Here is a 24,652-nt window from a genome sequence, read left to right on the forward strand (position 1 = left end):
TTAGGCCTTGCCTTTCAGTTGCGGCGCAGCCGAACTTGCAACTGTGATCTGCTCCGCTGTCGGGCCGACTTGTGACAGGATGGTTTCGGCAGTTTCGGATGTATCGTTGATGACTAGCCCGGAATTAGTGATGGTGTATTCGTGTAGGGACGGATTGAAATTGCTGTTTCTCACTTTCAAAATTGAGAGCAGCCGGTACAAACTGGAGCGTACTTCGACGAAACGTAACAGCACCATATTCTCAGCGATGCTAGAGATATCATCGACAGGTATTCGAATAGCCGGGCCCAAGATGTCAGGTACTTCCAAAGAATAAACAGTCGTTACGCCTAGCACCCGCAGTTCATTAGCCAGCGCGGTGAAAAAATGATCCATTCTTGCTGGCTCAACTGCTGCCTTGGTAAAGCCTCCAAGCCCGTCTATGAACAGTCGACGGACTCCGCGTCGTCGGATGGCCGCCAGCAATCTTTCTCCGTAGGCGTCAAGCAGGTCATCCGTGGGAGGCTGCCACATGATTTCAACGGTGCCAGCGTCGATCATATTGGCTAAGTTTTTGCTCATCATCTCGACTTTGGCCCGAGTGCGTTCGGGTGTTTCATAAAACCCGAACATTAGGCCAGGCTCATCTTCTGATGACTCAGATAGGAAGTGCAGACCAATTGTTGTCTTTCCTGCTCCTGATGGCCCCATGACCATGGTCGTTGACGCAGCAGGAAGCCCTCCATCAAGCATCTCGTCCAGCCTAGCGAGTCCGGTCGATGCTCTTTTGGTTATTAGGGTTTCCTTCTGAGAGGGGCGCCCAAGCAATGCTTCTATTCGGGGGTGCACGACAAAACCTGCATCCGTAATCTTGTATGCGTGACGTCCTCGCAGAAACGCGCCACCACGAAATTTGGTCACTTGCAGGTCGCTCTCTGAGCGCCAACCGTAATTTTGCTCCCTTAGCCTTATTAACCCATCCACCATTGTTTGCTCGGGTGATACCTCGTCCATACCCGCATTGTTCGTCATGATCATGGTGCAATCGGTTGCGAGCGCGATTTCCTGCAAGCTGTGAATAAACTCTTTGAACGCTTGATCAGATTTCGCAGTGGTTTGCGCCGAGACTAACCCGTCAATCACCAGCAACGAGCATCTGCCGCGTAGTATTTCACGGCGCAGGAGAGTTGTGAGCCCTTGGGTGCCATCCTCCCGCAGCGCGTTGAAGGCGCTGAGATAGGTCAGTCCATCGGGAATGCGACTTTGATCGAAGAAGGAGAGTCCGCGCAGATTACTCATCATCCGAGCATGGTTCTCGGCGAGTAGGGTAACGAACAGTGCTCGACTACCTTCCACCTCGGAAATATGGTGGAAGCAGATCTGATTCGTCAGGATCGTCTTACCCGCGCCGGGGTCGCCTTGGATGATGTAAATCCCTCCCTGCATAAGACCACCATTTAAGATGGTATCGAGTCCCGAAATGCCCGTTGGCAATCTCTTAATTTCCGACTCTTTTGATAAAACAGGGGTGTTCATTTTGTGTCCTTCGCTAGTTGCAGAGGCATCGTAATAGTAAAAGCCGAACCCACGCCTGGTTCAGAGTACACGGTGATTGTGCCACCCATCGCTTCTGTCAATTGACGCACAATCCACAAACCGACGCCAAAACCTGTTACATGATCGGCTGGTCGCACCGCTCTTTCAAAACGCTCGAAAATACGATTTTGATCGGCAGGTGCAATACCTGGCCCGTTATCGCGGACGCAGATAACAGCAGTGTCGTTTTCGAAATCTGCAGTCGCAGTGATGAAAATCGGCGTTCCACCTCCGTACTTGACCGCGTTTGAGATCAGATTGTCGATTATCTGTTCCAAAGACAGCCGGTCACCAAGAATGGCCAATCCTCCCGGTTGGAGCTGAAGTACCAGGCTCGAACCCGCATGCTCAGCAAGAGGACGAACGCTTTCAGCTATCTCCTGGATGAGTCCGCAAACATTGACCAAGGCTGGATCGAACTTGAGATGTCCGGTAGTGACTCGCGATATGTCGAGCAGCGTGGTCGCCCGCTGGATATACCGCGAAATAAGCCATTCTATCTGCCCAAGGCTTTTCTCAATCTTATCCATTGAACAGTCAGGTTTGCCAATCATGTGGCGCAGAAGACTCACCCTGCCAAAGATAGGTGTCATCGGATTTCGAAGCTCGTGAGCGGCAATTGCAAGAAAAGCATCGCGAGACGCGATTGCCTCATGCAGCCTGACGTTTTCCTCCATCAATTCCGCATTGCGGATGCGAAGCTCATCAGGGCTTGGGCAATCGGATGGCATGGCATTTTATTCCGATAATCGACTAAGCGAGGCTCCGCTTGCAGAATTTCAGGTAGGCACACTTTGGGTCGACGACGTCAAGCCCCTAGCATAGTCGAACCTACTACCAGTATGTCGGTTAAGCCGCTATTTTTCACAACCGACGGGTCTATAGCTTTATAGGATGCGCAGCCATTGGTTAAATTCATTTTGCAAGATTTTCGGTAAGAACGAAGATGATTGCAGGAAGGTCATGCTGACGGCTGGTGAGATTTTTATGGCCTTGCCAGAGCGCGACACCGACAACGGCGTGCTGGTTACATAGGCCCAGTGCATTCCGTCGGAGCTCGACATCAGTGACGCTGGACATCCTCGATGTATCCGGATCCTGTGGCTCTATTTTTCAACATTGAGCTCACTGCGTGACATCCAGCACTCGCGCCAAATTGATTGATACCCCTCACATCCACTCGAACCATTCCTTGCGGCCATTCGTCTTAACTATACCAACATCCCCCGATAAGCTTTCCGGAGCCGCCAATGCTCATTCATCCAAAAGCCCATTTCAAACCATATAGACATGCAAGTGGTGGCTGGGGATCCGCGAACTCCGTGATGAAAATACTTTGGCGTGAGCAAGCATTTTCCAAGGCTCCCAAAGCCCTTCTAAAGCAGAACAAGCCGGATGGTTTCGCCTGCGTCAGTTGTGCTTGGGCGAAGCCAGGACACCCACACGCATTGGAGTTTTGCGAGAACGGTGCCAAGGCAACTGCATGGGAGCTGACATCGAAAAAAACCGACCCTGCTTTTTTTGCCAACCACACCCTGAGTGAGCTTCGGCAATGGCAGGATTATGATCTGGAGCAACAAGGTCGGCTTACCCACCCAATGCGATACGACTCGACGAGTGATCGGTATCGGGATACTACGTGGGAAGAAGCGTACCGCGATATTGGTGCGAAGCTAAAAACTATGGAGCCCGACAGTGTGGTGTTTTATGCCTCGGGCCGTGCCTCCCTGGAAACCTCGTTCATGTACCAGTTATTCGCCAGGGCTTATGGCACCAACAACCTGCCCGACAGCTCGAATATGTGCCACGAAAGCACGTCTGTGGGTTTGCAAGAAAGCATCGGTGTGCCGGTCGGTACAGTCACGCTGGATGATTTCAACCACACCGACTGCCTATTTTTCTTTGGCCAGAACGTCGGCAGCAACGCTCCGAGGATGCTTCATCAGCTGCAGGACGTGCGCAAACGTAACGTCCCCATTATCACCTTCAACCCGTTACGTGAACGAGGGCTAGAGCGCTTCGTTAACCCGCAGTCACCCACAGAGATGCTGACGCCAGAATCTACTGTCATCAGCACCCAGTATCACCAGGTCGCCATCGGTGGTGACACCGCAGCTATGATCGGCATTGCAAAGGCGTTGCTAGAACTTGACGATGACGCGCAACGAGATGGCGGCAATTCAATTCTCGATAACGACTTCATTGCCAAGCACACCGAAGGTTTCGAGGCTTTCGCGACCTCAGTTCGCACTCATCATTGGCAGCACATCGAACGTAAATCTGGTTTGAGTCGCGGCGCACTTGAAGCGGCGGCTACCACTTATGCACGTAGCAAACGGGTGATGATGATTTACGGAATGGGCTTGACCCAGCATCGGCACGGCGTTGAGAACGTGCAGATGGTGGTAAATCTATTGCTGATGCGCGGAAACATTGGCAAGCCCGGTGCCGGTGTTTGCCCGGTAAGGGGCCACTCTAACGTCCAAGGTCAGCGCACCGTAGGCATTACTGAAGACCCTAAAAAAGTACCCACCGAGTTGATCGAGCAGCATTTCGGTTTCAAGGTGCCGCAGCAATTGGGACTGTGCACTGTCGACGCCTGTGAAGGCATTCTGGCCGGTGAAGTACGAGGCTTCATTGGCTTGGGTGGCAATTTTCTGCGAGCTATTCCCGACACGGCACGAATGGAACCCGCTTGGCAGACGTTGGAACTGAACGTGCAGATCGCAACCAAACTTAATCGCACTCACTTAATTCCAGCAAACAACGCTTGGCTTTTGCCGTGCCTGGGACGGATTGAAATCGATAGGCAGAATGGGACAGAGCAAACCTATACCACGGAGGACAGCACCGGCTGCATCCACGGATGGCGTGGCAATGCCGAACCGGTTGGCCCACACATAAAAGCAGAAACCAGCATCGTCGCTGGCTTGGCTCTGGCCACCCTTCCCGCTGGTCATTCAATCGATTGGCAGGCATGGTGCGACGACTACTCAAAGATCAGGACGGCCATCAGTACTATTTATCCGGCAATCTTCCATGACATGGAGTCCCGCATGGCGGAACCAGGTGGATTTCATCGGCCCATCGCTGCCGCCAGGCGGGAGTGGTCGACTAAAAGTGGCAAGGCTCAATTCATCACCCCAGTCACTCTCAACGAAGATGACGACACCACACCCGAAGTCATGCCGCGCGATGTACTGCAACTGATGACGTTACGCAGCAACGACCAGTTCAACACCACCATTTACGGATACGAGGATCGCTTTCGCGGTATCAGCGGTACGCGTGAGGTGGTTTTCATGCACCTCAACGATATCGTTCGGCTGGGATTTGAAGTCGGAGAACGAGTGTTGATCACCACGGCTGTAGAACCTGAAGTGAAGCGTCAAGTAGGGCCATTCGAAATCGTTGCCTATGACATTCCAGAAGGTTGTGCCGCTGCTTACTATCCAGAATGTAATTCGCTCGTACCGCTCTGGCACCATGCCGAGCGCAGCAAGGTGCCAGCGGCTAAATCGGTGCCGGTGCGGATGAGTTCAGTACCACTCTACTGAGGAATTTGCGCGCAATGGTTGCCCATACATATGACGCTGGTCGGGTTTGTGGATACGGTCTAAAGAATCTGGACTGAATACAGTCGGGTTTGCTGAAAATCTGAGCGGCCTGCCTCCATTCATAGGTCACGCCACCCCGCCCAAATAATTATGCATTGCCGAGCCGTTCATCATCTAGACAGAGAAATTCCGCCTGGTCGTTTGCAAAGCACAAAGCGGCGAATTCAGTGCGCGGTTTTTTTGTATCCAGAGGACGCATGTTCGAACTGGTAGAAAATAAGGACGGCCATCGGTATCTCTCACAGAAATTTCGAGATCCATTCCCACGACATTTGTAGTAACGACCAAGGGACGAAAGCGAGATGAACAGCAATGACCTTGTTTACGACTTCGGAAAAAGAGGTGGCGGCGTAGACGTAGTGGGAGCAACGCGCGGCGAACCGTTGCCCGGGCGCAAAAAGGTCTAAAGATCAGCGCCGTGAAGGTCTGTTATTAATGGCGAGCCCCCTAGCCAGGTTCAGCCACATCGAGTTGACGCGGCACGTGCGATTTTGCAAAGACTTACCACACCCGACCCTTCAATTAATGTTCAAGCGCATAACGACGACAGTGCTCCAAGTAACCTCTCTCATGACTTCCGACCAACTGAACAACGCTCGACCAAAGCCAAGAAGGTGCATCGAGTGTCTTTGATCGGCAAGCTTGCAGGTCGCCAATCCAAGAAGACCGAGTAGCCATGTCCATCTGCCTTGCGTGAGCAATTCCAACCACTCTCGCCAGGTAACCGGCCGCAAGCATTGCATCTCGTTGGCTCAACTGATCCAGTTCCAGCTTCATGTCTTGAGGCAGCAGCTCGCGAATGAAAAATCCATGATCTAGCATACGTGTCGCCAGCATCCGATTTCCCAAGCCGGGCGAAAGAAAACGAGCGCCCTCGACGACTCGCTTACCATTATCTCTTGGCATTCCAGCTCTGGCTGCCCGAGGAGCTGCTGCACTGATTGCCTCTTTTATATCTAGCAGGCAAAATTCTTGATCGTTTTCATCACCCACTCCTAACAGCACTGCGTACCGCTTTAAGCCCAGCGAGCTGCAACCTTTTACCCAATACGCAGAGTCGAGCATTTCGACAGGGTCATCTTTCGACCGCCCTTTGAGTGAGGTAACCAGGGTATGGATTTCAGAGGTGGCGCAAAGTGCTTTTAGAGCATCACGCTCAGCTCGGGAAAGAGACCAAAAATGCTTACCCAAGGGAATGGTGGGACGAGTGTCCTCAATGCGCTCTTTTGCTAAGTGCTTCCACGTCCTTTGCACCGCGTTACGCATACCAGCGTTAACCTGAGCAGGTCTAGGTGGCTCTGTATCTACGTCGTCTACGAACGCTTGCTCATACCCACGCATCATTTCTTCAAGCATTCGAGCAGTCGCGACGCCAGGCAGATCAGCCCCACGGGCTGCCGTTGCTAATGACAAAGCAAGCCTGACCAGGTCGTGTGCTGGATTGCCAATAACGGTCTGATCTAGATCGCGAATATGGATATCAATCCGGCCCTTCAAATCACCAGTCGGCCCAAGGTTTCCAGCGTGACAATCCCCACAAATCCAAACGGGCGGCCCACTAGGGAGACGCCTCCCCGACTGACTATGTAGCCATTCATAAAACTGAATAGTGCTCCCTCGCACATAGGCGTGAGCAGATCAAGCCATCTTCAAATTTCTAAGCTGAGCAAGTGGTTCAAGTCGTGCGGATGGACGCGGGGTTTTCATGAGAAATTCTTAGAGGGCTGAAACCTGTTGACTCCCGCGAACCCTCAAATGTTTCAAAATATTACAGCGCATCAAAATGATCCATTCGGGCTATCCCTGGCGCGGTTGTGCCGCATCGGGCACGCATAAATACGCTGTAAATATCCTGAACTGTTGAGCACTCAGGGCTTCTATCGATAGACCGCGCTGGTCATCGAACGCTTGAACTTTACTTTAAGGAGGTGACACGCATGCGCCTGCAAACCTCATTCATATTTGATCTGGATGGCACCCTGACTGATAGCGTTTACCAGAATGTCTTTGCGTGGAAAACTGCACTGGATTCAGAAGGCATTCCCTTGGCCATGTGGCGCATTCACAGAAAGATCGGTATGAGCGGTGGGCTGATGCTTAAGATGTTAGCCCGTGAAACCGGACTGCAGATCAATCCAGATCAGGCTAAAAGGCTTAGTGATAAACATGCCACAGCGTATAAGGATCTGCAGGGTCAGATCAGCGCTCTCCCTGGCGCCGTCGAGCTTTTGGATACCCTGAACCACGACCAGCTCAAGTGGTGTATTGCTACAAGCGGAGGGATGGATACCGCAGCAATAAATCTCAAGGCACTAAGTCTCGACATCGCGGACGTCACTCTCATCACCCGCGATGACGTCAAATCTGGCAAGCCCGATCCAGACCTGTTCCTCGCGGGCGCAAGCAAACTCGCTGTGCCCATCGAAGAATGCCTAGTGATTGGCGATGCCATCTGGGACATGCTTGCCGCCAGACGATGTAAGGCTACAGGTATAGGGCTGCTTTCTGGTGGCTACGACACGGGTGAGCTCGAGCGTGCAGGGGCACTCAGAGTCTACGAAGATCCACTGGCCCTGCTGCAGCACCTTGATGAGGTTGCCTCCCGTCCGAGCCCCTAGCGCAGTTGAGCGCCTATGATGCAAGTGATAACCGAAATGCCAACAGCCTGAGACCGACTATACATCGATATAAAAAAAGGCCCTCACGGGCCTTTTTGTACTCAAACCAAACTCACTTGGTCAGCCAGGACTCGACTTTGTCGGAACCGTGTTCCGCCTTCCACTCTTTCAAAGTTTTGTGGTTGCCACCTTTGGTTTCCACGACTTCGCCAGTTTTAGGATTCTTGTAAATCTTCACTTGGCGAGGTTTGCGGCTGCCGGATTTTTGCTCTGCCGCAGGTGCTTTGCGACCGGCATGTGGATCAAGCAAATTGACGATGTCTTTCAGGCTATAGCCGTACTTGGCCAGCAAAGCACGAAGCTTCGTTTCGAATTCGATTTCCTGCTTAAGGCCAGCATCCCCTTTCAAGGTTTCAAGTGCTGCAAGTTGTTCGGCGAGATGTTTTTCAAGTTGGCGGAATTCTGCGAGCTTGGACATGGGAAACCTCTTCTGGATTAGTATTCTAACGGTACACCAAAAAGAGAAACTTGCATCAACATCCGGATCAGGCAGCTCGATATCCACCAATAATTTGAATTTCACAAGCGGCACAAGGTCACCTACTAGGAGAATCAGAAGACGACAAAGCAAAGGGAGAAGTTTATGAGCCTTGCAATGATCATCGTCAGCATGATTGCCGCATGGGCGGCAATAATAATTTCCATGTTGTGGGGGTATGCAGCGAATCACACGTCGGCACTATCCATTTGTTCAGGACGAAACTGTCGCTGATGCCCGCTGTAAACATTCTCCTACGTACTGAGCCCTTTTCGTTCCGCACCACTCAAAACTTATACCTCAGAGATAGCTTGAGCAGATATCAGCTGGGGAGTTCACGAATAGGGAAACCCCAAACATGTATCCGACGACTCCAGACGGTCGCTACTTCGTAGTCAAAGGCAAGCTTTGGCGTTGCACCAACCCATTGTTGCCCGCACACATTCGGCAGCGCCTTGTCGATGACCTGATGGCTGCGCGTCGTGAGGTGAAGGCAGCTAAAGCCTCTGGAGATGCTGGCCAGCTATCTGCGGCCAGGGCAAAGGTTCGGAAGGCCAAGACTGAGCTCGGAGAGCGTGGGCCTGTCTGGTGGGACGATGGGAGCCCTGACGTCAATAGAAAGCAGGTTGCCAATACACCCTATGCCGACTGGTACTTGTCACTCAGCGCCGTGAGCCCTCCAGATATTTAGCGGTTACCGCTTAATCTTGTCGTAGCGCTCACGAGCCGGGCCGTGATGTCGACATACTCTTCCTGTGCCGTCCAAAAGCCGATGGCAATTCGAACTACCGGCAGTAAACAGTCCACAGCTGATCAACACGGGTCGTGAAACTTTGGCTCATCATCTCTCTTCGCATTCCCCAATCTGGATCGGTAGGCACGCTTGCCAAACGCATCGTCCCCCTGCCCCACCTTCCATTGATCGCGTCCAGAACACCCATGACTTTCTCGGTAGCCTCAGGTTGGGAGATGGAAAAAAGATCGTCGGTGTATTCACCTTTCTGGCAGAGATTAACCAGAAGCACCTCTGCTTTGCTGTACTTAAAACCAGGTTGGAAAACGCTCTCCACGGCATCAACTGCAGTCTTCGTCAACAGGCGAACATCGTCGGTAGGGTATGGGAGCTCGACCAGAACACCGTTGGCATATTTCGCCTCCTCAGGGTTGAACATGCCCGTGCGAATACTCACTCGAATTCTCTTGCAGAGTGATTTCTGAGCGCGAAGCTTTTCGGTGGCTCTCATCATGTAAGTAGCGACGGCCTCCTGTATCGGTGCGATCTCAGTCAGCCGCTTCCCAAACATCCTTGAACAACAAATCTCCTGCTTGGGCGGATCAGGCTCATCAAGCTCCAAACATGATGTGCCAGCAAGCTCGCGAGCTGTCTTCTCGATGACGATACTGAACTTGTTACGCAGCGTAGTGGGGTCAGCTAGCGAGAGATCCCACGCCGTATTGATACCCATGCTTTGTAGATGCAGAGTCATCTTGCGACCCACACCCCATACGTCTGACACCGGGCATTTTTTCAACACCCAGTGACGCTTGGTTTGATCGCGGAGATCGACCACCCCACCACTCTGCGCTTGCCATTTTTTGGCGGCATGATTGGCGAGCTTGCTCAGAGTTTTCGTACCTGCGATACCTACCCCAACGGGAATACCTGTGCTGCGATATACCTGAGCCCGTATGCGACGACCAAGACCCTCTAAATCATCAGGAACGCCAGACAAGTCTGCGAATGCTTCATCAATGCTGTAGACCTCCACAGCAGGCACCAGCGACTCGATGACAGTCATAACGCGCTGGCTCATGTCGCCGTACAGCGCATAGTTCGACGAGAAGGCGACGATGCCGTGTTGCTTAAGCTTTTGCTTAATCTGGAAGTACGGCTCGCCCATTTTCACGAATGGCTTAGCATCGTAACTTCGGGCGATCACACATCCATCGTTATTACTGAGGACGACAATTGGCGTGTTGCGCAGGTCAGGCCGGAAGACCCGTTCGCAGGAAGCGTAGAAACTGTTGCAGTCGATCAGTGCAAACGCGGGCTCAGGCTTTTTCATGGCTGTGCACGCTGTACATGACAACGCCCCAAACCAAAAGCTCTTCACCTTCCATCATGTAACGCGAAGGATATTTAGGATTCTCTGACTTAAGAACGATCTGGCCACTCTCCTTGATGAGACGCTTGCACACGGGCTCACAATCTACCGCTGCAATCACGATGTGGCCCGACTCAACCTCCAGAGATCTATCGACGATTGCCAGGTCTCCCGGAAAAATACCGGCACCGACCATGCTGTCCCCTTCGATCCGCACCAGGTACATATGCGGAGCACGCAGATCCAGAAGCTCATCCAGCGAGACTTTTTGCTCAAGATGATCTGCGGCAGGCGAAGGAAATCCTGCAGGCACGCGGTAGGAGTAGAAAGGAAGCTGGATGCCGTTACTGGAAAGCGGCCCAAGTATGGTGACCATAATGCAAACGCCAAATACTGTATGTTCGTACAGTTAACCGTTGAGGTGGGATTGCGGTCAAATATTGTGTGTATCTAGCCGACCGGAGGTAATTAATCAGCCGGGCTTTTGCTGCGCACGGAGCTCATTCCACGTAACGGATCCACAGATACGTCCTATCGGTGATCGCCTGCGCGACTGCAGAAATGCGTGCTTGTAGCTCTTCATCGCCAGTGTTGTAGAGCGCACAGAAGTCTTTGGCTACCACCTTAGCTAGGGATGTATCAGGTGGCTCAGCACGAATGAAGCCGATGTAAGAAGCACCTACGCCCATCAACTCATAGCCATGCGCTTCTGAAAAATGACGCGCAACCGCAAAGTTTTTCGCAGGATCCAAGTCGGAAGTGAAATAGCCATTCGGAAAAGCCGCGACTGCCTGGCAAGACTGTTGAACGGGCACCAGGAGAGCGGAAAGGGGCTGATCTAGAAGGGAGATGGGGTTGTTCTGATAACCGATCCACTCTTGCAGGGCCTGCTCATCAAGCGTCAATCCATGAGCGCAAGCATCTTCGAAGGACGTGGTTGCAACCAGGTTTGTGAAATTTCGAAGGCAGATTGCAAACTCCGCTTTCGTAGTCGGATAGCCTATGTATTCACCATTCTCGAAGCACTCTGGAGGTAAGCCCGCTATGTCCTGCTCCGATGCATCGTCCATCCCTAAATTATTGCGCGCATGCCCCGAGGTGTAGCGGGCTTGGTGAAGGTCATCTAGCGAGAACAAAGGTTTAAAGCCCGGGTGCGACGCAGCAATCTTACAACGAGCTTCGGTCAGATCGTCAAAGCTGGCAATCCCGCTCACGCCGTACTCATCACATGTACCTACAGACGGGTTCTCACGCATTCCATTGCCGCGAAATTCGATATCCATAAATTGGTCTGCTCCTTGTCGTTACTGGAGTGAGTGAGCAATCTTAAGCGTTCCAAAATGATCATATGAAGATTGCTTACAAACGACAACAGGCCTCGGATTGACTCCCCATGAATGGCCGGTATCCCTTTTTTATTGATGAGTGTCCACCTCCTCAGCGGGATAAAACTCACCCTCCTTCCCCATCTTTTTCAGCCGCTCGCGCACAATTACCTCAACGCTGGCCACGGCGGCTTGATCGTCAGAGTTGACCAACTGCAAGCACAGGCGTCGGACATTCTGATCGTGGGTGCCCTCACTCATCATCTCGTGGGTGAAGACCTGTTCGCCACGCCATAGGCATAGCTGGGTATGCGTCCCGACGAGCCATATTCGTTGATTGATCTTAGGTCGGTGGTAGCCAGTTGATTGACGGTGATCGTCTTATCCATTGCGCTGTGCCTTCCCAATGAGTAGATACAGGTAGGCCTACAGGCATAGCGGGTCGTTCCAAGCGTCGGCAGCTCAACCGCGCCAATGGTAGTAAACCACGCCCCGGATGAAGGTGGGACACTAGAAAACTCATGGCGGTAAGTCCGAAAAGACGAGGGCAATCCCATGACTGACCCGGCTGGTTTACATTCAGACGGGCGCGCCTAGATAAACCTTACTCACCCCCTCCTCGGGCCAATACTGCTAGTGCAATAGTTGGCGTGCTGCCTACGGAACGACCGACAGCTATCGGCCCAGAGTGTGTAAAAACGCTTCGCCAAAATTGAGGTGTGCGCGTCTATGTTAACTCTGAAATTTATCGGCACGTCAGCAGATGTGGATTTTGCGTAGAAGTGCGATTTCCAGTCCGGTTTTGAGTACCTGTCGCGCTGAAAAACGTTTTTACACAGCCTCGGTCAATAGCGGTCGCTCATGACAGACCGCTGACTCCCCATGGACGGCACTCACCCGCAGAGCTTCGTCCATGCCACCTAAGTGACTATCGATGGAAGACGGACGGTGAAAGTGGTACCGCTACCAGCTTCAGATTCGACTTCAATGTTACCGTGATGGGCGCTTACGATAGCTGAAGCGATATAGAGCCCTAGCCCCAGCCCCGCTTCGGCGCCGTACTCGACGCCGCCTTGTAGATGGCGAATCAACGGGTTAAAGAGGCCCGGCTTTGCGTTTTCCTCAATTGGAAGTCCAGCATTATGGACAGACAACAAGGCAAATCCATCAACGGTTTTTAGAGTGACTGTGATTGGAGTGTCGGCCTCACCGTGCTGAATCGCGTTCCCAATTAGATTGGCGATCACCTGCTCCATCCTAGATTTATCAAACAACCATGGCAGGGTGTTTTCCGTCATCAAATCTACCTGTCGATCTGGGTGGTAGGCTTTAGCTTCTTCTACCATTCCCCTACAGGTCTGAACCAGATCGCCGTGTTCCATACGAACTGGAATTCCCGATCCTAACTGAGTGCGGGTGAAATCTAGAAGATCACCCACTATTTTTATAGATCGCTTCACACTCGTATAAATACACGAAACATTCTTGGTAGGCTTTGGCGGGAGATCCCCAGCGCGCAAAAGAACCTCAGCGCTGAGTAATACGGCACCGAGCGGGCTTCTCAAATCGTGACCGAGTACGCCAAGAAACACGTTTCGCGCTGTCTCTACAGCAGTGGCGTATGTCACCACAGACTCTGCGAGCGCCTGGTCAATGGCTTCGTTAAATCGAATGACATCGTTAACTTCTTGATCCTTGGACACATGGTCAGGCGGCAGCCACAACGCAAGCACGCTGGTACGCAGGGCTCTGTACTCTGCGATCACCTGTCCAATGGTAAAGCCCGAAGCATGTCGAATGTCCGCGTGTGATTCTGCTGAGGTGATACTGTTCGATCGAGGCGCATTTCCGTGAGATTTCAAGATCCTTGCTTCAGGGCTCTGATGGGTTTGGAGATCAGCGGCAATAGTCCGCAGCATGTGCTCTGCGTGATCTCTCAAGGCCATCGCATCCATCCCCTCAGCGGCCGGGGTCAGCGTCTTGGCGAAGTCCTCCCACTGCTGAAGGATTGGTTCCATGTTTTGTTGGATGAAATCAGCTAGGCGCATTTTTTGCCCCCTTTATGAAAGTGGATTATCCGAACAACGAGCTTAAGCAGTGAACGGACGACCGAAATACCAGACTACGCTACCGGGCGTACCTATCTTGGGTCGTTTGCAGCCGGTCGCGGCAGGCAGCGTTCAGCCGGTGCAGTCATTCAGGCGATCCAAAGCACGGGTGATCTCAATGCTGGAAGGTCACCGCACCACCCAGAGCAGAACGATTACGCTCGAAGCCCATCCGATTGCAAGGGTTTCTATTCCAAGCGTCATGACAAGAAGCAGAGGATATTTCCACAAGGCTCTATCTCCTTTAACTCATTAATCGGTCAGTAGGAGCATCAGAGCAATATCCAAGCCACCTATTAACATCTGGTCTCCCCCCTCTCACAGCAACGAAGTGGGCACTTTACATTTCGGTAGATTTCTATTCCCTTATCCACAATGCCCAAAAGTGGGGGGTACTTTTCCCAGTAATAGGTGCTAGGTGGGCGGGATGGTGGAGGCTCGGTTGAAGGTGGACACGGAATACCAAAAAGTCTTGTCGGCTGTCACGATGGGCAACAAACGGCCAAAAGCAGACCATGGACACGCAGTTAATACGTCAGTAATGTGTAAAGTAATATGTCGCCCCCCCTTCTTAATGTCGCGTTTAAAACGTCGATTTTTTTGATTGCTCAAGGGATTACGCATGAACAAGGAATGTTGTGCCAAAAGCCGTTCGGCACCTAAAAGTTGAATCTAAGGAGCAATAAAGTGGAAATCAAGATTGATGTGTTGGGTTCTCCAACAGAAAAGGATAAAGGAGTTCTGAATAATAGGTTTTCAGAATATCTTCGAATTCAATATCCAAATCTACCAACAGAATCGGAAGATAAAATATTTATGGTGATTGCACACGATGAAGTAGGCGACTACATCGGTGCAATAAGCTGTAATTGTTACTGGGATGGCTTAGAAATTGACACCTTTTGGGTTAAGGAATCTCATCGCGGTAAAAAAGTAGGATCTATGCTTTTGGAAAAAGCAGAAGCGATTGGTGCCAACAATGGGGCTGTAGTAGCATTCTTAAAAACCGTTGATGCTAAAAAGTTCTATGAGCGGCATGGGTATGTGATTTATGGTGTTCTTGAGGACCGCCCAATCGGGACTAACCTGTATCATTTAAAGAAACGGCTAGTAAAACATGCATAACAACTAGTTCAAATCGTTCACTTCGCTCAATGGGACGGACTAAAGCCCCCCTTAACCAAATGCTGGTCAGAGTCCGCTATGGGTCGTTTTCTGCCTCTCGCGACGGACAGAAAACGGCCAGAAACAGGCATTTGTCACGTGTCATTACCGACCTATGGTCTCAGAAAACAGCCTCATTTATGGATCGACAGCGGTGGGAGTCCTTTACAACTCACAAGCGACGCCATCATCGTCGAAGTAGTAAATGTTTTCATGCTTGTAACCCCACTTACCGTCTCTGATCCGGATATGTGGCTCGAATGTGAAGCAGGCCACCTCGCCTAACTTTCGTTTGTTACCCGATTCAATGTAAAGCCTTTGATCGCGCTGCTCGCAGATGCTGTGACCAACGCTGCCAAGAAAATCGAGATTTTCGAAACCGATATCGATTATTGACTCATTCGCCAACTCATACAGTTCATTGAAAGTGGTTTCAGGACTGACCGTTCGTAGCATGAGGGCATGCAGACTGCGCTCTGCTTCATGCCCTCGAGTAAATTCATCACCGAGCGGCACTGATCGACACACACCATCCTCGATATAGAATGAGCGTGCGCAATCGCCCCAATCACTCCCTGATCGGGGGCTGAGGTCGACGGTCACAAGATTATTCAGACCCACTTTTTCGCTGCTTGGTTGATAGTCTCGACCTGACACAGAAATCGAACTGCGCGATCCGAGTAGTACGAATGCCGGACAATCGTAATACCAGGTATCGGGAAACCCTGATTTTCTCAGTAAATCAGCTGCAATTCTCGCGATCAAAGACTCGGTTAAGTCTGGTTTTATTAAGTCAACGAGCTGCGCCAGGACAGATTTCGCTGCTGTCTGTACAAGTACGTTGCGTGGTGCTGGCATAAGTGAAGCCTCTATCGTCGTCCTTGGATGATGGAGCAGGCGTTTGAGCAAAATTGAACGTCAGCTAATGGCCGTTTTCAGTCGGTCACCGCAGGCAGAAACGGCCAAAGAGCAGTCGCTTTCCCTAAGTGCTTGTTGTTCGGGAGTGGTACGCGGACGGATAAACAATGGACGGCCTAACGATTCCCCTCGTCTCCGAAGAAATCGTCCCTTGCGACCAAGCCAAAATCATCAGGGGCGTCAGCAGCTGTGTCGCTGAACAAATTCTCGGTCCGCCGTTCCTGCTTGAGGTAAGCAATAGTCTTGAAGAAGCAGTCCTCACAGAGATGCAGCTCATACCGCTCGCCGTCATGTCTGGTGCCATAACCCCAGTGAGCGTGGAGAGTGGCGTATTGAAGTCCGCCATTCTCCGAACGCGTGGAACTGCTGCATGCATCACACAAGACGTCAATGACTGTCTCGATCTCGACTCTTCCCGTGATCTTCATTGCTGCCCTCTACCTATGTCTTGAATCAGCAAGTCAGCATACAGCTTGCGAGGCGACCTATTGAATCGTTCGATGCAGCAACATTGACGCCACAGTGTTTGCTTGGGGCGGTTGCAGCCCTTCCTAACAGGCGCCTTTCGACCCAGCGATAGCAGTGGCGACAGGCAAATATTAGCCAATTTCTGCCTTTCTCGAATGTCTGTTTGGGTTGTGGTCCTTCGATTATGGAGGCTCCCCCTCAAGGAAAGTCTCGGGAGCGGCAAGTCGCGGCGGATATGAACACGTCAAAAGTTACGTGTGCTATCCGTCGCCCAGTCAGCAGTGGTTCGGCCTCACGTAGCCGTATCGATAAATGGCGAACCTAAATCCTCCAGCCGTGGTTGCAAGGGATTAGACCTGAGCAGACGGGACTCTCGACTGGATAAATTCGCCATGCTGATAGAATCGCACTAGCAACTCATAACACTCCTCTGAGAATTGGCATGAATCCAGATTTAACTGAAGAAGAAATGCGCCGGGCGCTGTTCGGTGGTAGCGAGCAAGCTCCGCAATGCAGTGAGCCTCCTGTGCAAATGCCTGTCTCGGATATCGTGATCACACAGCCGGCGAAAGTGGCAGAGAAAAAGAAAGTCGCGAAAACATTTACACCCAGGCTGAGAGTCACGCTTCGAGTGGGCAATGAATTTGAAGGTGAGACGCACGAGATGGTCCATGAGGCCGATACGCTAAGTACCCTGCTAGCCGAGCAAGAAGCTACTAGGGCGGCCAAGAAAAAATTCCGATTTGTGAAAGTGGTTTCGATCAAGTCGATGTAAGAGAATTTTCACGAGGCTTGCGGGCTGGGCGTGGAACGCCTTTCATTTGGTAGCCGACCCGAACGATCTCTCTAGGATGGGGAATCCAGGCCTGTCGCCGTCGCAATTTATGCCCAATTACCATCGCTGATATGTGATGGTCGCTTACAGTTACAGCACTGTGCAAGCGAACGCGGAATGTGTACTTAGTATGCAACTCAAAACAATACCTAGAAATTCACAGCGGCGTTTCTTTACCCTTATACGCATCAAGACTCCCCCTGCTCATTTTGGGAGCCACCTTCTTCGCTTGAGACTTGAGTCGCCCGGCGCGCTTCAGTGGCCCCGAACAATCGTTCGAAAAAACCATCTGACTTAGGCGCTCATGCGCATATTTGAGGTCGAGAGTGCTTGCAACCGAACCGCGGCACACCGCGTCAAATGCGATCAATTTAACTCTCCTCTGGCCTTATCTCGTGGAGCTTTCATTGTCAGTGTGCGGATGACCCGCGGCTTGTCGTAGCTGAGTGAGCTCCGCTGAATAGTGCAACGACAACCTCGTGGCTTCGACCAGTTGCGCACTTGCCCGTGAAAGGCCTTCCTCAAACCGCTTGGATTCCGCTCGCGACATACCAAGCTGTTCTTGAAGCGCTTCTTTCGCACCGTCAGCCTTGGCAACTGCTGTCTTCATGGCGGCAATCTCACTGGCCAATCGAACCGCCGCATCTTCATGCGTCGCCGCAGCTTTGGCCTGCTGTCGAGCCTCACTCAGCAAGCGCTCGTTATCTCTGTTCAGTCGAGTCAGTTCGTCCTGCTTGACCATCAACGTCTGCTGAAGTTGGCGCAGCTCAACCTGAGCCTGCTGCACCTGTCCTTCGTGCCGTTGCTGTTCCTGATCTCGCTGTTCCTTGACTGCATTGCGGTAATGCTCCAAAGCGTCTCGGGAATGAAGGTGTTTCTCTTCCAGAGAGCGGATCTGCTCATCCTTCTCCTGCACGCGAATTTCCAAGTCGCTGCAATTTTGGCTCAGGCGGGCATTGCGGGTAAGCTCGGTTTGCAGGCTTGTCTGACAAATCTGCAACTCATCCGCTTGAAGTGCTAACGCTCCTTTTTGACTATCCACTTCACGCTGCAATGATGTGAGTTCGGCACTCAAGCCATCGAGCTTTTGCTCCAGCTCGCTGCGCTGCTCGTCGAAGCGCGCCTGGGCGTATGCAAGAGCTTCGCCTCCCTCCTCCATCATTCGCTCTAAAAGGCCGGCAACAAGCTCGGTCAATTCATCACTCAGCCGATCTCTAGAGGCTCGCGGTCGAGGGTCAAAATCTCCGATTTCCTTCAAATAACGGTGAATAGTTGTCTTTGAGCCGGTATTTCCCAACTCGATGCGCACAGCGTCGATGCTCGGATTCTCTCCCCGAGCAAGCAGCGATTCCCTGGCTTTCTGGACAATCGCCTTGTTAATTCCGCCGCGTGCCATTTTTCTCTCCTACGATTACGTACTGTTTTACATACCACGTATATACATAGCACTTTACTGCTATAAAAAGAATAATATAAGAGTGATTATTTGATAAAATAATCGAGCGTTATCGCATCATATGGCTGGTTTTGGCCTTCTCCGTCGCCGGAAAAGGTACGTTTCGCGCAGAAGGGTCGAGATGAACAAGGTTGATCGTTACCTGCAGGCTGGCACCCGGGAAAACACCCGCATCAGCTATCGTGCCGCGGTGGAGCACTTCGAAGTGACTTGGGGCGGGTTCTTGCCGGCGACAGGGGATGGCATCGTGCGTTACCTCGCCGAGTATGCCGACAAGCACGCTATCAACACGCTGAAGCAGCGCTTGGCCGCATTGGCTCAGTGGCACATCACGCAGGGATTCCCTGATCCCACTAAAACCCCCAATGTGCGTCAGATGATCAAGGGCATCCGCGCGCTGCATCCCACCCCGGAAAAACAAGCCACTCCCCTACTCCTGCAACACCTGGAGCAAGCCGCTCAGTGGATGGAGCAAGAGGCTGCGCAAGCGGCCGCCCGCCAGGATCTGGAAGGCCTACTGCGTAGTCGGCGTGATTTGGCTTTGGTTCTGATCGGGTTCTGGCGGGGGTTTCGCGGTGATGAGCTGTCACGCTTGCAGGTAGAACACACCCAGGCGCAAGCCGGCGTGGGCATCACCTTTTACCTGCCGCACAGCAAAGGCGATCGCCAGCACCGTGGCACGTCTTTTCGTACACCCGCCTTGAAGAAGCTCTGTCCTGCCCAGGCTTACATTAATTGGATTACGGTCGCCGGCATTGTGCAGGGCCCAGTCTTCAGAAAGCTCGATCGTTGGGGGCATCTGGCTGAAGACGGCTTTAACGCCAACAGCCTGATTCCACTGCTGAGAAGAATTTTTAATCGCGCGGGTGTGACTGGCGATCTGTACACCAGCCACTCGCTGCGTCGTGGTTTCGCCACCTGGGCAGCGGCGAATGGGTGGGATATCAAAGCGCTGATGACGTACGTCGGCTGGAAGGACATGAAGTCCGCTATGCGCTACATCGACACGGCAGATTCCTTCGGGGCGTTGGCGATAAGTCAGCCGCTTACTTCATCAGCGATTCCCCAAGAGCAAGCGTTGACGGTGGCTACCCCTAGGGCCCGATGAGGCTCATATGGGTAGCCATAGCCACTTGGAAGCCATGGCGAAGCTGGCTCGGTAGCCCTACCCGTCCGAACTGATGTGACGAACAGCCAACAAATGCAGGCTTTAGCAGATCAAGCCGTCACTTTTGGTGATGGGCGCATCGACATCTGGATTAACAATCCAGGTGTCGGTGCGGTGAGCGATTTCGAGGAAACGCCACTTGATGCTCGTGAGGAGGTGTTGCAAACGGATATGCTCGGTTACCTGCGCGGTGCCTATGTGGTCTGGCCTTACTTCAAGGCGCAAAAAACGCCGCGTTTTGTTCAATACCCTTTCACTCGGGAGTTGGGTCGCATAACCCTATTCCGCAGCTTACAAGGCCAGCAAATACGGTCTGCGCGGCTTCAGCGTCAGCCCCACCTGCCCAGGAATCACGTACACGGCGGACCGCCGCCCCGTCGCTCAGACTTAGCCAGTATGCCACGTAGCCCACTGGCAAGGTCTGTTCAGAGGACTTCTCTTGGGTGACGTACCAAAGACAAATCGAATTTACTGACTACACCTTCTGAGGCCACTGAGCTTCCACGACTGGGGCATCGACCGTCATAAATCGACGGCTGACAGTCCCATACAGGGTCCATCCGAGCATGGTGACAATACCGCCCAACATCATTGCATCGGCACCGGAGCTATAGAGCGCGTAGTAGCTATACGCAGCCGCGACATAGGCAATGCCATTGGTAAGCAAGGCCTTGCGAGGAGTGACACCAGCCGCCTTCTGAATCGTCATCAAAGCGGCCATCGACATCAAGTACGGGACCAGATTGGTCACTACCGCCAGGTTGACGATCATGTCGAACTGTTTGCTCAGGTCCGGACTGATGGTCATCAGCGTCAAAACACTCTGACAGACCACCAGCACCAGCATGCCGACGATGGGGGTGCCGGACTTGGTCGTCTTGGCGAAGATCTTCAGGAAATAGCCAACATCGGCCGAGCTTTTGAACACTTGGGCAATGGTGAACTGCCAACCGAGCAGCGAACCGATACAGGCAATGATCATCAGCCCCATGACAATGTTGCCTATCAGTGGGGTGAACATGGTGGCGAACGCCAGCCCGAAGGGCGCGGTGGAGGCGGCAAGGTCCATGTTCGGCACAATCCCGGCGATCACATTAGTCGACGCGATATAGATGACCGCTGCACCGATCGTCCCGCCCAGTACTGCGATCGGCACATTACGCTCTGGATTTTCCACGGCGTCGGTGTTCGCACACGCCGATTCGAGACCAAGAAAGGCCCACAGGGTTATCGAAATCGATGCGCCAACCGCATGGAAAATCGGCATGTCGTGTGGGTTCCAGGCGGCAACGTACAGCGATGAGTCGAACCAGAACCAGCCCAGTATCGAAACCCCCAGCACCGGAATGATGACGCCCATGATGGTGACATTGCCGATCTGGCCGGTAATGTGCGGGCCGCCGAAGTTGGCGATAGTGGTCAACCACAGCAGCACTACGGTAGCTACCGCAACGCCGATAGGCGTCAACGTCACATGGAACAACTCCGTCGCATACCCTACCGCGGTAATCGCGATGGCTACGTTGGCGATCAGCAGCGACACGCCATAGGTGTAGTTGGACATGAAGTTGCCGGAGCGACCAAAGGCGTATTCGGCATACCCTCCCATACCGCCAGGCTTGCGGCTGAAACGCCCGCACTTGGCGAAGGCATAGGCCAGGGCCAGCGAACCGAGTGCCGTCACTATCCACGAGAAAATCGATATCGTGCCCACTTGCGCAAGCTTGGACGGCAGCAGGACGATACCCGACCCCAGCATGTTGATGGCCGTCAGCACGGTGAGCTGCACCACGCTCATCTTCTTCACGATAGTTCCCATATTTGAACTCCCAAAACGCTCATTCGCGGAGCGCTGCGTTGCGGATAGACGAATACCGGGATGATTTTCCCGTGCCGTCTCGGGAACGTTTTATTGCTTGATGACGTATCCATACGCCCGAATGCGACCACCCTCTTCCGTCTTGAGGTAAACACCCTGTAATTCGGGATTGAAGCCAGGCAAGCGATTGATTGCAACCTGTAGCGCCAGGAAATAGCTCAGCGCCGCACCCGACCACACTTCACCGGGGACCACACACAGAACCCCCGGCGGATAAGGTAGAGCCCCTTCGGCGGCGATTCGTCCCTTGGCGTCCTCGAGTGCGATCAGTTCCACTTTGCCGCGCACGAACTCAAGATTCGCCTCGCGGGGGTCCATTACCACTGTGGGCATGTGAGCTTTGCGGAACATGTCCTTTTGCAATTGTTTAACGTTATGTCCTGCGTAGAGCTGGTGCATTTCCAGGCACAACTGGCGGATGCTGTAGTCCTTGTAGCGGGCTTCGTGGGCGCGATAGATCCCCGGCAATACCTCGGCCAATGGCGCGTCGTCGTGGATAAACCGCTCGAAGCGCGCGATCTGCGCAACCAGGTGCTGCATCTTGGCCTGGCTTTCAGCTGGCGTGAGCAAGAACAGAATGGAGTTCAGGTCGCTTTTTTCCGGGACCATGCCGTACTGGCGCAAGAACGTGGCGAGGACCCCGGCATGAATGCCGAACTCCGTGTATTCGCCCGTCGTCGCATTGATGCCTGGGGTGGTAAACAGCAATTTGCACGGATCGATGAAGTATTGATTCTCGGTATAGCCCTCGAAGGCGTGCCAGCGCTCCTCGGGATGAAACATGAAGAACCGTCGGTTAGTGGCGATTTCATCGGTTGGATAATCCTGCCAGTAACGCCCGTCGATGGTCGGCGGCACGAACGGCCGGATCAAGGTGCAGTTATCCATCACCAATTTTCGGGCTTCAATGCCGGCGCGAACGCACTCGTCCCACAACCGGTGACCACTGCGACCGCTGTGCATCCGCGCATTGACATCGAGTGAAGCAAACAGCGGGTAAAACGGGCTGGTGGACGCCTGGGCCATGAACGCGTTGTTCAGCCGATGATGATTGCAGTAGCGCTCCTGGCCTTTGATGTGGCGATCCTTTTTATGGATCTGCGACGCCTGGGAGAAACCCGCCTGCTGCTTGTGAATTGACTGAGTGACGAAGATGCCGGGATCGCCTGGCCCAAGTTCGAGCAGCATCGGCGAGCAGTCCTTCATCATCGGAATGAACTGCTCATAACCGACCCACGCCGAGTCGAAGAGGATGTAGTCGCACAGATGGCCGATGCTATCGACTACCTGCCGGGCGTTGTAGATGGTGCCGTCGTAGGTGCCCAACTGAATCACGGCCAGCCGGAATGGTCGGGGATCGTCGGCCTTGCCTGGCGCAACCCGGCGCAATTCGTCCCGCAGGTAGGTTTCGTCAAAACAGTGCGCATCGATACCGCCGATGAAGCCATAGGGGTTACGCGCGGTTTCCAGGTACAGCGGTGTAGCACCGGCTTGAAACAAGGCGCCCTGATGGATTGATTTGTGATTGTTGCGATCAAACAGCACGACATCGCCCGGCGTCAGCAAGGCGTTGGTCACGACCTTGTTCGACGCTGAAGTGCCATTCAAGACAAAATAGGTCTTGTCCGCGTTGTAGACTTTCGCGGCACGCTTTTGCGCTTCCAGCGGCGCCCCTTCATGGATGAGTAAATCGCCCATTTCCACGTCGGCGTTACAGCGGTCGGCACGAAACAGTTTCTCGCCAAAGAAGTCGAAGAATTGGCGACCGGCCGGGTGCTTGCGAAAGAACTGTCCGCCCTGATGTCCCGGGCAAGCAAACGTCGAATTGCCGCGCTCGACATAGTGTTTGAGCGCACCGAAGAACGGCGGCAACAATGCTTCCTCGTATTGACTGGCCGCTGTTTCCAGTTTGTCGCCGTAGTACTCGGCCTTACCGCTGCCCAAGTCGAACACCCCGCTGATTTGCAGCAAGACATGCTCAATGCTTGGCAGGTTTTCCCGAGACAGTTCGTCCTTGGCGCTAACGGCAAAGAAGATCGGGATATCGAATCCGGATCGACTGATGACATCGAGCACACCGTTTTGAACATCCACGCCGGTTATCACTGCGGCAGCAACATCCGTCAGGTCGGTTTGAGAAAAGTCCACGACTTCGCGCGAGGTTAAAAAACTGCTGCGTGAGGCTGCGTTAGCAGCCACTTTTAGTTTATTCACCGATTTTATCTCTGTGAAAAGCCTGAGCGCCCAGTGCCGGAGCCTGCACCGGGGTTGTTATGCAGCGGACCAGATAACGCCCCTCCTCCACTTCGACGCCATGGGTGTCATGAGTGAACCCGGGGAAATGCCGGTCAAAGCTTTCCAATGCCTTGAGGTAGCCGAGTACCACACCATCGGCAGCGCCAGCGTTCTCACCCGGCATCAACAATGGAATACCCGGCGGATAAGGCACGACGGCAGTCGCCACGGTACGGCCCGCCATATTGTCGAGGGACACAATTTCCACGTTGCCCCGTACCAGTTGCTCATACGCCATTACCGGGCTCAGATCAGGCACCGGCAACATCGAAAATGCCTGAGACATTGTTTCGGTGGTGCCCAGCTCGACCATCGCCACAAACATGGTTTTACAGAGGTCGCGTAGCCCCATGCTCTGATAACGCTGCGGATGTGTGGCCAGAAGCCCGGGCAATACTCGATCTAAAGAAGCGTTGGCGTCGTAATCGCGTTTGAAGTCGAGCAATGCGTTGACCAGCGTCCCCCATTTGCCCTTGGTGACGCTGATGGAGAACAGCACCAGAATGGTGAAATCGGTGGTTTTCTCGACCACGATGCCATGCCGGTCCAGATAGGCCGTGACCACTTGGGCAGGTATACCCAG

General features: G+C 53.0%; 18 protein-coding genes and 2 pseudogenes. 7 read left to right on the plus strand and 13 right to left on the minus strand.

What is annotated here, in order from left to right:
- A complete protein-coding gene (locus ACQR3R_RS07350) occupies positions 1-1,515 on the minus strand; it encodes an ATPase domain-containing protein (protein ID WP_428271343.1) in 1,515 nt (504 codons plus the stop codon).
- Positions 1,512-2,306, minus strand: a complete 795-nt coding sequence (locus tag ACQR3R_RS07355) for an ATP-binding protein (RefSeq protein WP_428271344.1) — start codon at positions 2,304-2,306, stop codon at positions 1,512-1,514. The genes ACQR3R_RS07350 and ACQR3R_RS07355 overlap by 4 nt, the downstream gene beginning before the upstream one ends.
- Positions 2,307-2,825: 519 nt before the next feature.
- Here ACQR3R_RS07355 and ACQR3R_RS07360 point away from each other — a divergent pair.
- Positions 2,826-5,132 carry an FdhF/YdeP family oxidoreductase gene (locus tag ACQR3R_RS07360; RefSeq protein ID WP_428271345.1) on the plus strand — a complete coding sequence of 769 codons (2,307 nt, stop codon included), beginning with the start codon at positions 2,826-2,828 and terminating at the stop codon, positions 5,130-5,132.
- A gap of 582 nt (positions 5,133-5,714) precedes the next feature.
- Here the strand turns inward: ACQR3R_RS07360 and ACQR3R_RS07365 are convergent.
- Positions 5,715-6,818, minus strand: a pseudogene (locus ACQR3R_RS07365) (DUF2252 family protein); the annotation flags it as partial.
- A gap of 311 nt (positions 6,819-7,129) precedes the next feature.
- Between ACQR3R_RS07365 and ACQR3R_RS07370 the strand changes: the two are divergent.
- Positions 7,130-7,810: an HAD-IA family hydrolase gene (locus tag ACQR3R_RS07370; RefSeq protein ID WP_428271346.1), complete on the plus strand. Its 681-nt coding sequence runs from the start codon at positions 7,130-7,132 to the stop codon at positions 7,808-7,810.
- A gap of 112 nt (positions 7,811-7,922) precedes the next feature.
- Here ACQR3R_RS07370 and ACQR3R_RS07375 read toward each other — a convergent pair whose 3' ends face one another.
- From ACQR3R_RS07375 to ACQR3R_RS07390, 4 genes are all read right to left on the minus strand, one after another.
- Positions 7,923-8,393, minus strand: coding sequence for a histone-like nucleoid-structuring protein, MvaT/MvaU family (locus tag ACQR3R_RS07375; RefSeq protein WP_428271347.1), 471 nt, complete (start codon positions 8,391-8,393; stop codon positions 7,923-7,925).
- Between the two features lie 740 nt (positions 8,394-9,133).
- Positions 9,134-10,414 carry a translesion error-prone DNA polymerase V subunit UmuC gene (gene umuC, locus ACQR3R_RS07380; protein ID WP_428271348.1) on the minus strand — a complete coding sequence of 427 codons (1,281 nt, stop codon included), beginning with the start codon at positions 10,412-10,414 and terminating at the stop codon, positions 9,134-9,136.
- On the minus strand, positions 10,401-10,829 hold the full coding sequence (locus tag ACQR3R_RS07385) for a translesion error-prone DNA polymerase V autoproteolytic subunit (RefSeq protein WP_428271349.1): 429 nt from the start codon (positions 10,827-10,829) through the stop codon (positions 10,401-10,403). The genes umuC and ACQR3R_RS07385 overlap by 14 nt, the downstream gene beginning before the upstream one ends.
- A gap of 124 nt (positions 10,830-10,953) precedes the next feature.
- Positions 10,954-11,736, minus strand: a complete 783-nt coding sequence (locus ACQR3R_RS07390) for a DUF4253 domain-containing protein (protein ID WP_428271350.1) — start codon at positions 11,734-11,736, stop codon at positions 10,954-10,956.
- Positions 11,737-11,850: 114 nt separating this feature from the next.
- Between ACQR3R_RS07390 and ACQR3R_RS07395 the strand changes: the two genes are divergently transcribed.
- Entirely contained in the window at positions 11,851-12,075 is a 225-nt protein-coding gene (locus ACQR3R_RS07395; RefSeq protein ID WP_428271351.1) for a hypothetical protein, read from the plus strand.
- 623 nt (positions 12,076-12,698) lie between these two features.
- Here ACQR3R_RS07395 and ACQR3R_RS07400 read toward each other — a convergent pair.
- Complete coding sequence (locus ACQR3R_RS07400; protein WP_428271352.1) at positions 12,699-13,826, minus strand: ATP-binding protein; 1,128 nt, start codon at positions 13,824-13,826, stop codon at positions 12,699-12,701.
- 747 nt (positions 13,827-14,573) lie between these two features.
- Between ACQR3R_RS07400 and ACQR3R_RS07405 the strand changes: the two genes are divergently transcribed.
- Positions 14,574-15,011 (plus strand): GNAT family N-acetyltransferase, encoded by a 438-nt coding sequence (locus tag ACQR3R_RS07405; RefSeq protein WP_428271353.1) that lies wholly within the window; start codon positions 14,574-14,576, stop codon positions 15,009-15,011.
- A gap of 204 nt (positions 15,012-15,215) precedes the next feature.
- On the opposite strand, the gene ACQR3R_RS07410 is transcribed toward ACQR3R_RS07405, so the two are convergent.
- The gene (locus tag ACQR3R_RS07410) at positions 15,216-15,908 is read right to left on the minus strand and encodes a M24 family metallopeptidase (RefSeq protein WP_428271354.1); all 693 of its coding nucleotides are present in this window, start codon (positions 15,906-15,908) and stop codon (positions 15,216-15,218) included.
- Positions 15,909-16,878: 970 nt separating this feature from the next.
- Between ACQR3R_RS07410 and ACQR3R_RS07415 the strand changes: the two genes are divergently transcribed.
- Positions 16,879-17,211, plus strand: coding sequence for a hypothetical protein (locus ACQR3R_RS07415; protein ID WP_428271355.1), 333 nt, complete (start codon positions 16,879-16,881; stop codon positions 17,209-17,211).
- 448 nt (positions 17,212-17,659) lie between these two features.
- On the opposite strand, the gene ACQR3R_RS07420 is transcribed toward ACQR3R_RS07415, so the two are convergent.
- Entirely contained in the window at positions 17,660-18,667 is a 1,008-nt protein-coding gene (locus ACQR3R_RS07420) for a DNA-binding protein (protein ID WP_428271356.1), read from the minus strand.
- A 181-nt stretch (positions 18,668-18,848) separates the two neighbouring features.
- Here ACQR3R_RS07420 and ACQR3R_RS07425 point away from each other — a divergent pair, with 181 nt between their 5' ends.
- Together ACQR3R_RS07425 and ACQR3R_RS07430 are read left to right on the plus strand one after the other, a co-directional pair.
- Positions 18,849-19,835, plus strand: a complete 987-nt coding sequence (locus ACQR3R_RS07425; protein ID WP_428271357.1) for a tyrosine-type recombinase/integrase — start codon at positions 18,849-18,851, stop codon at positions 19,833-19,835.
- Positions 19,836-19,883: 48 nt separating this feature from the next.
- Positions 19,884-20,342, plus strand: a pseudogene (locus ACQR3R_RS07430) (SDR family NAD(P)-dependent oxidoreductase); the annotation flags it as partial.
- Between the two features lie 28 nt (positions 20,343-20,370).
- Here the strand turns inward: ACQR3R_RS07430 and potE are convergent.
- From potE to ACQR3R_RS07445, 3 genes are all read right to left on the minus strand, one after another.
- A complete protein-coding gene (gene potE, locus ACQR3R_RS07435; protein WP_428271358.1) occupies positions 20,371-21,714 on the minus strand; it encodes a putrescine-ornithine antiporter in 1,344 nt (447 codons plus the stop codon).
- A 90-nt stretch (positions 21,715-21,804) separates the two neighbouring features.
- Complete coding sequence (locus ACQR3R_RS07440; protein ID WP_428271359.1) at positions 21,805-23,988, minus strand: ornithine decarboxylase; 2,184 nt, start codon at positions 23,986-23,988, stop codon at positions 21,805-21,807.
- Entirely contained in the window at positions 23,981-24,601 is a 621-nt protein-coding gene (locus tag ACQR3R_RS07445) for an Orn/Lys/Arg family decarboxylase (protein ID WP_428271360.1), read from the minus strand. Before ACQR3R_RS07445 ends, ACQR3R_RS07440 begins: the two co-directional genes overlap by 8 nt.
- Between the last annotated feature and the right edge of the window lie 51 nt (positions 24,602-24,652).

This window comes from Gordonia sp. IEGM753, assembly GCF_050321825.1.
Lineage (GTDB): Bacteria > Pseudomonadota > Gammaproteobacteria > Pseudomonadales > Pseudomonadaceae > Aquipseudomonas.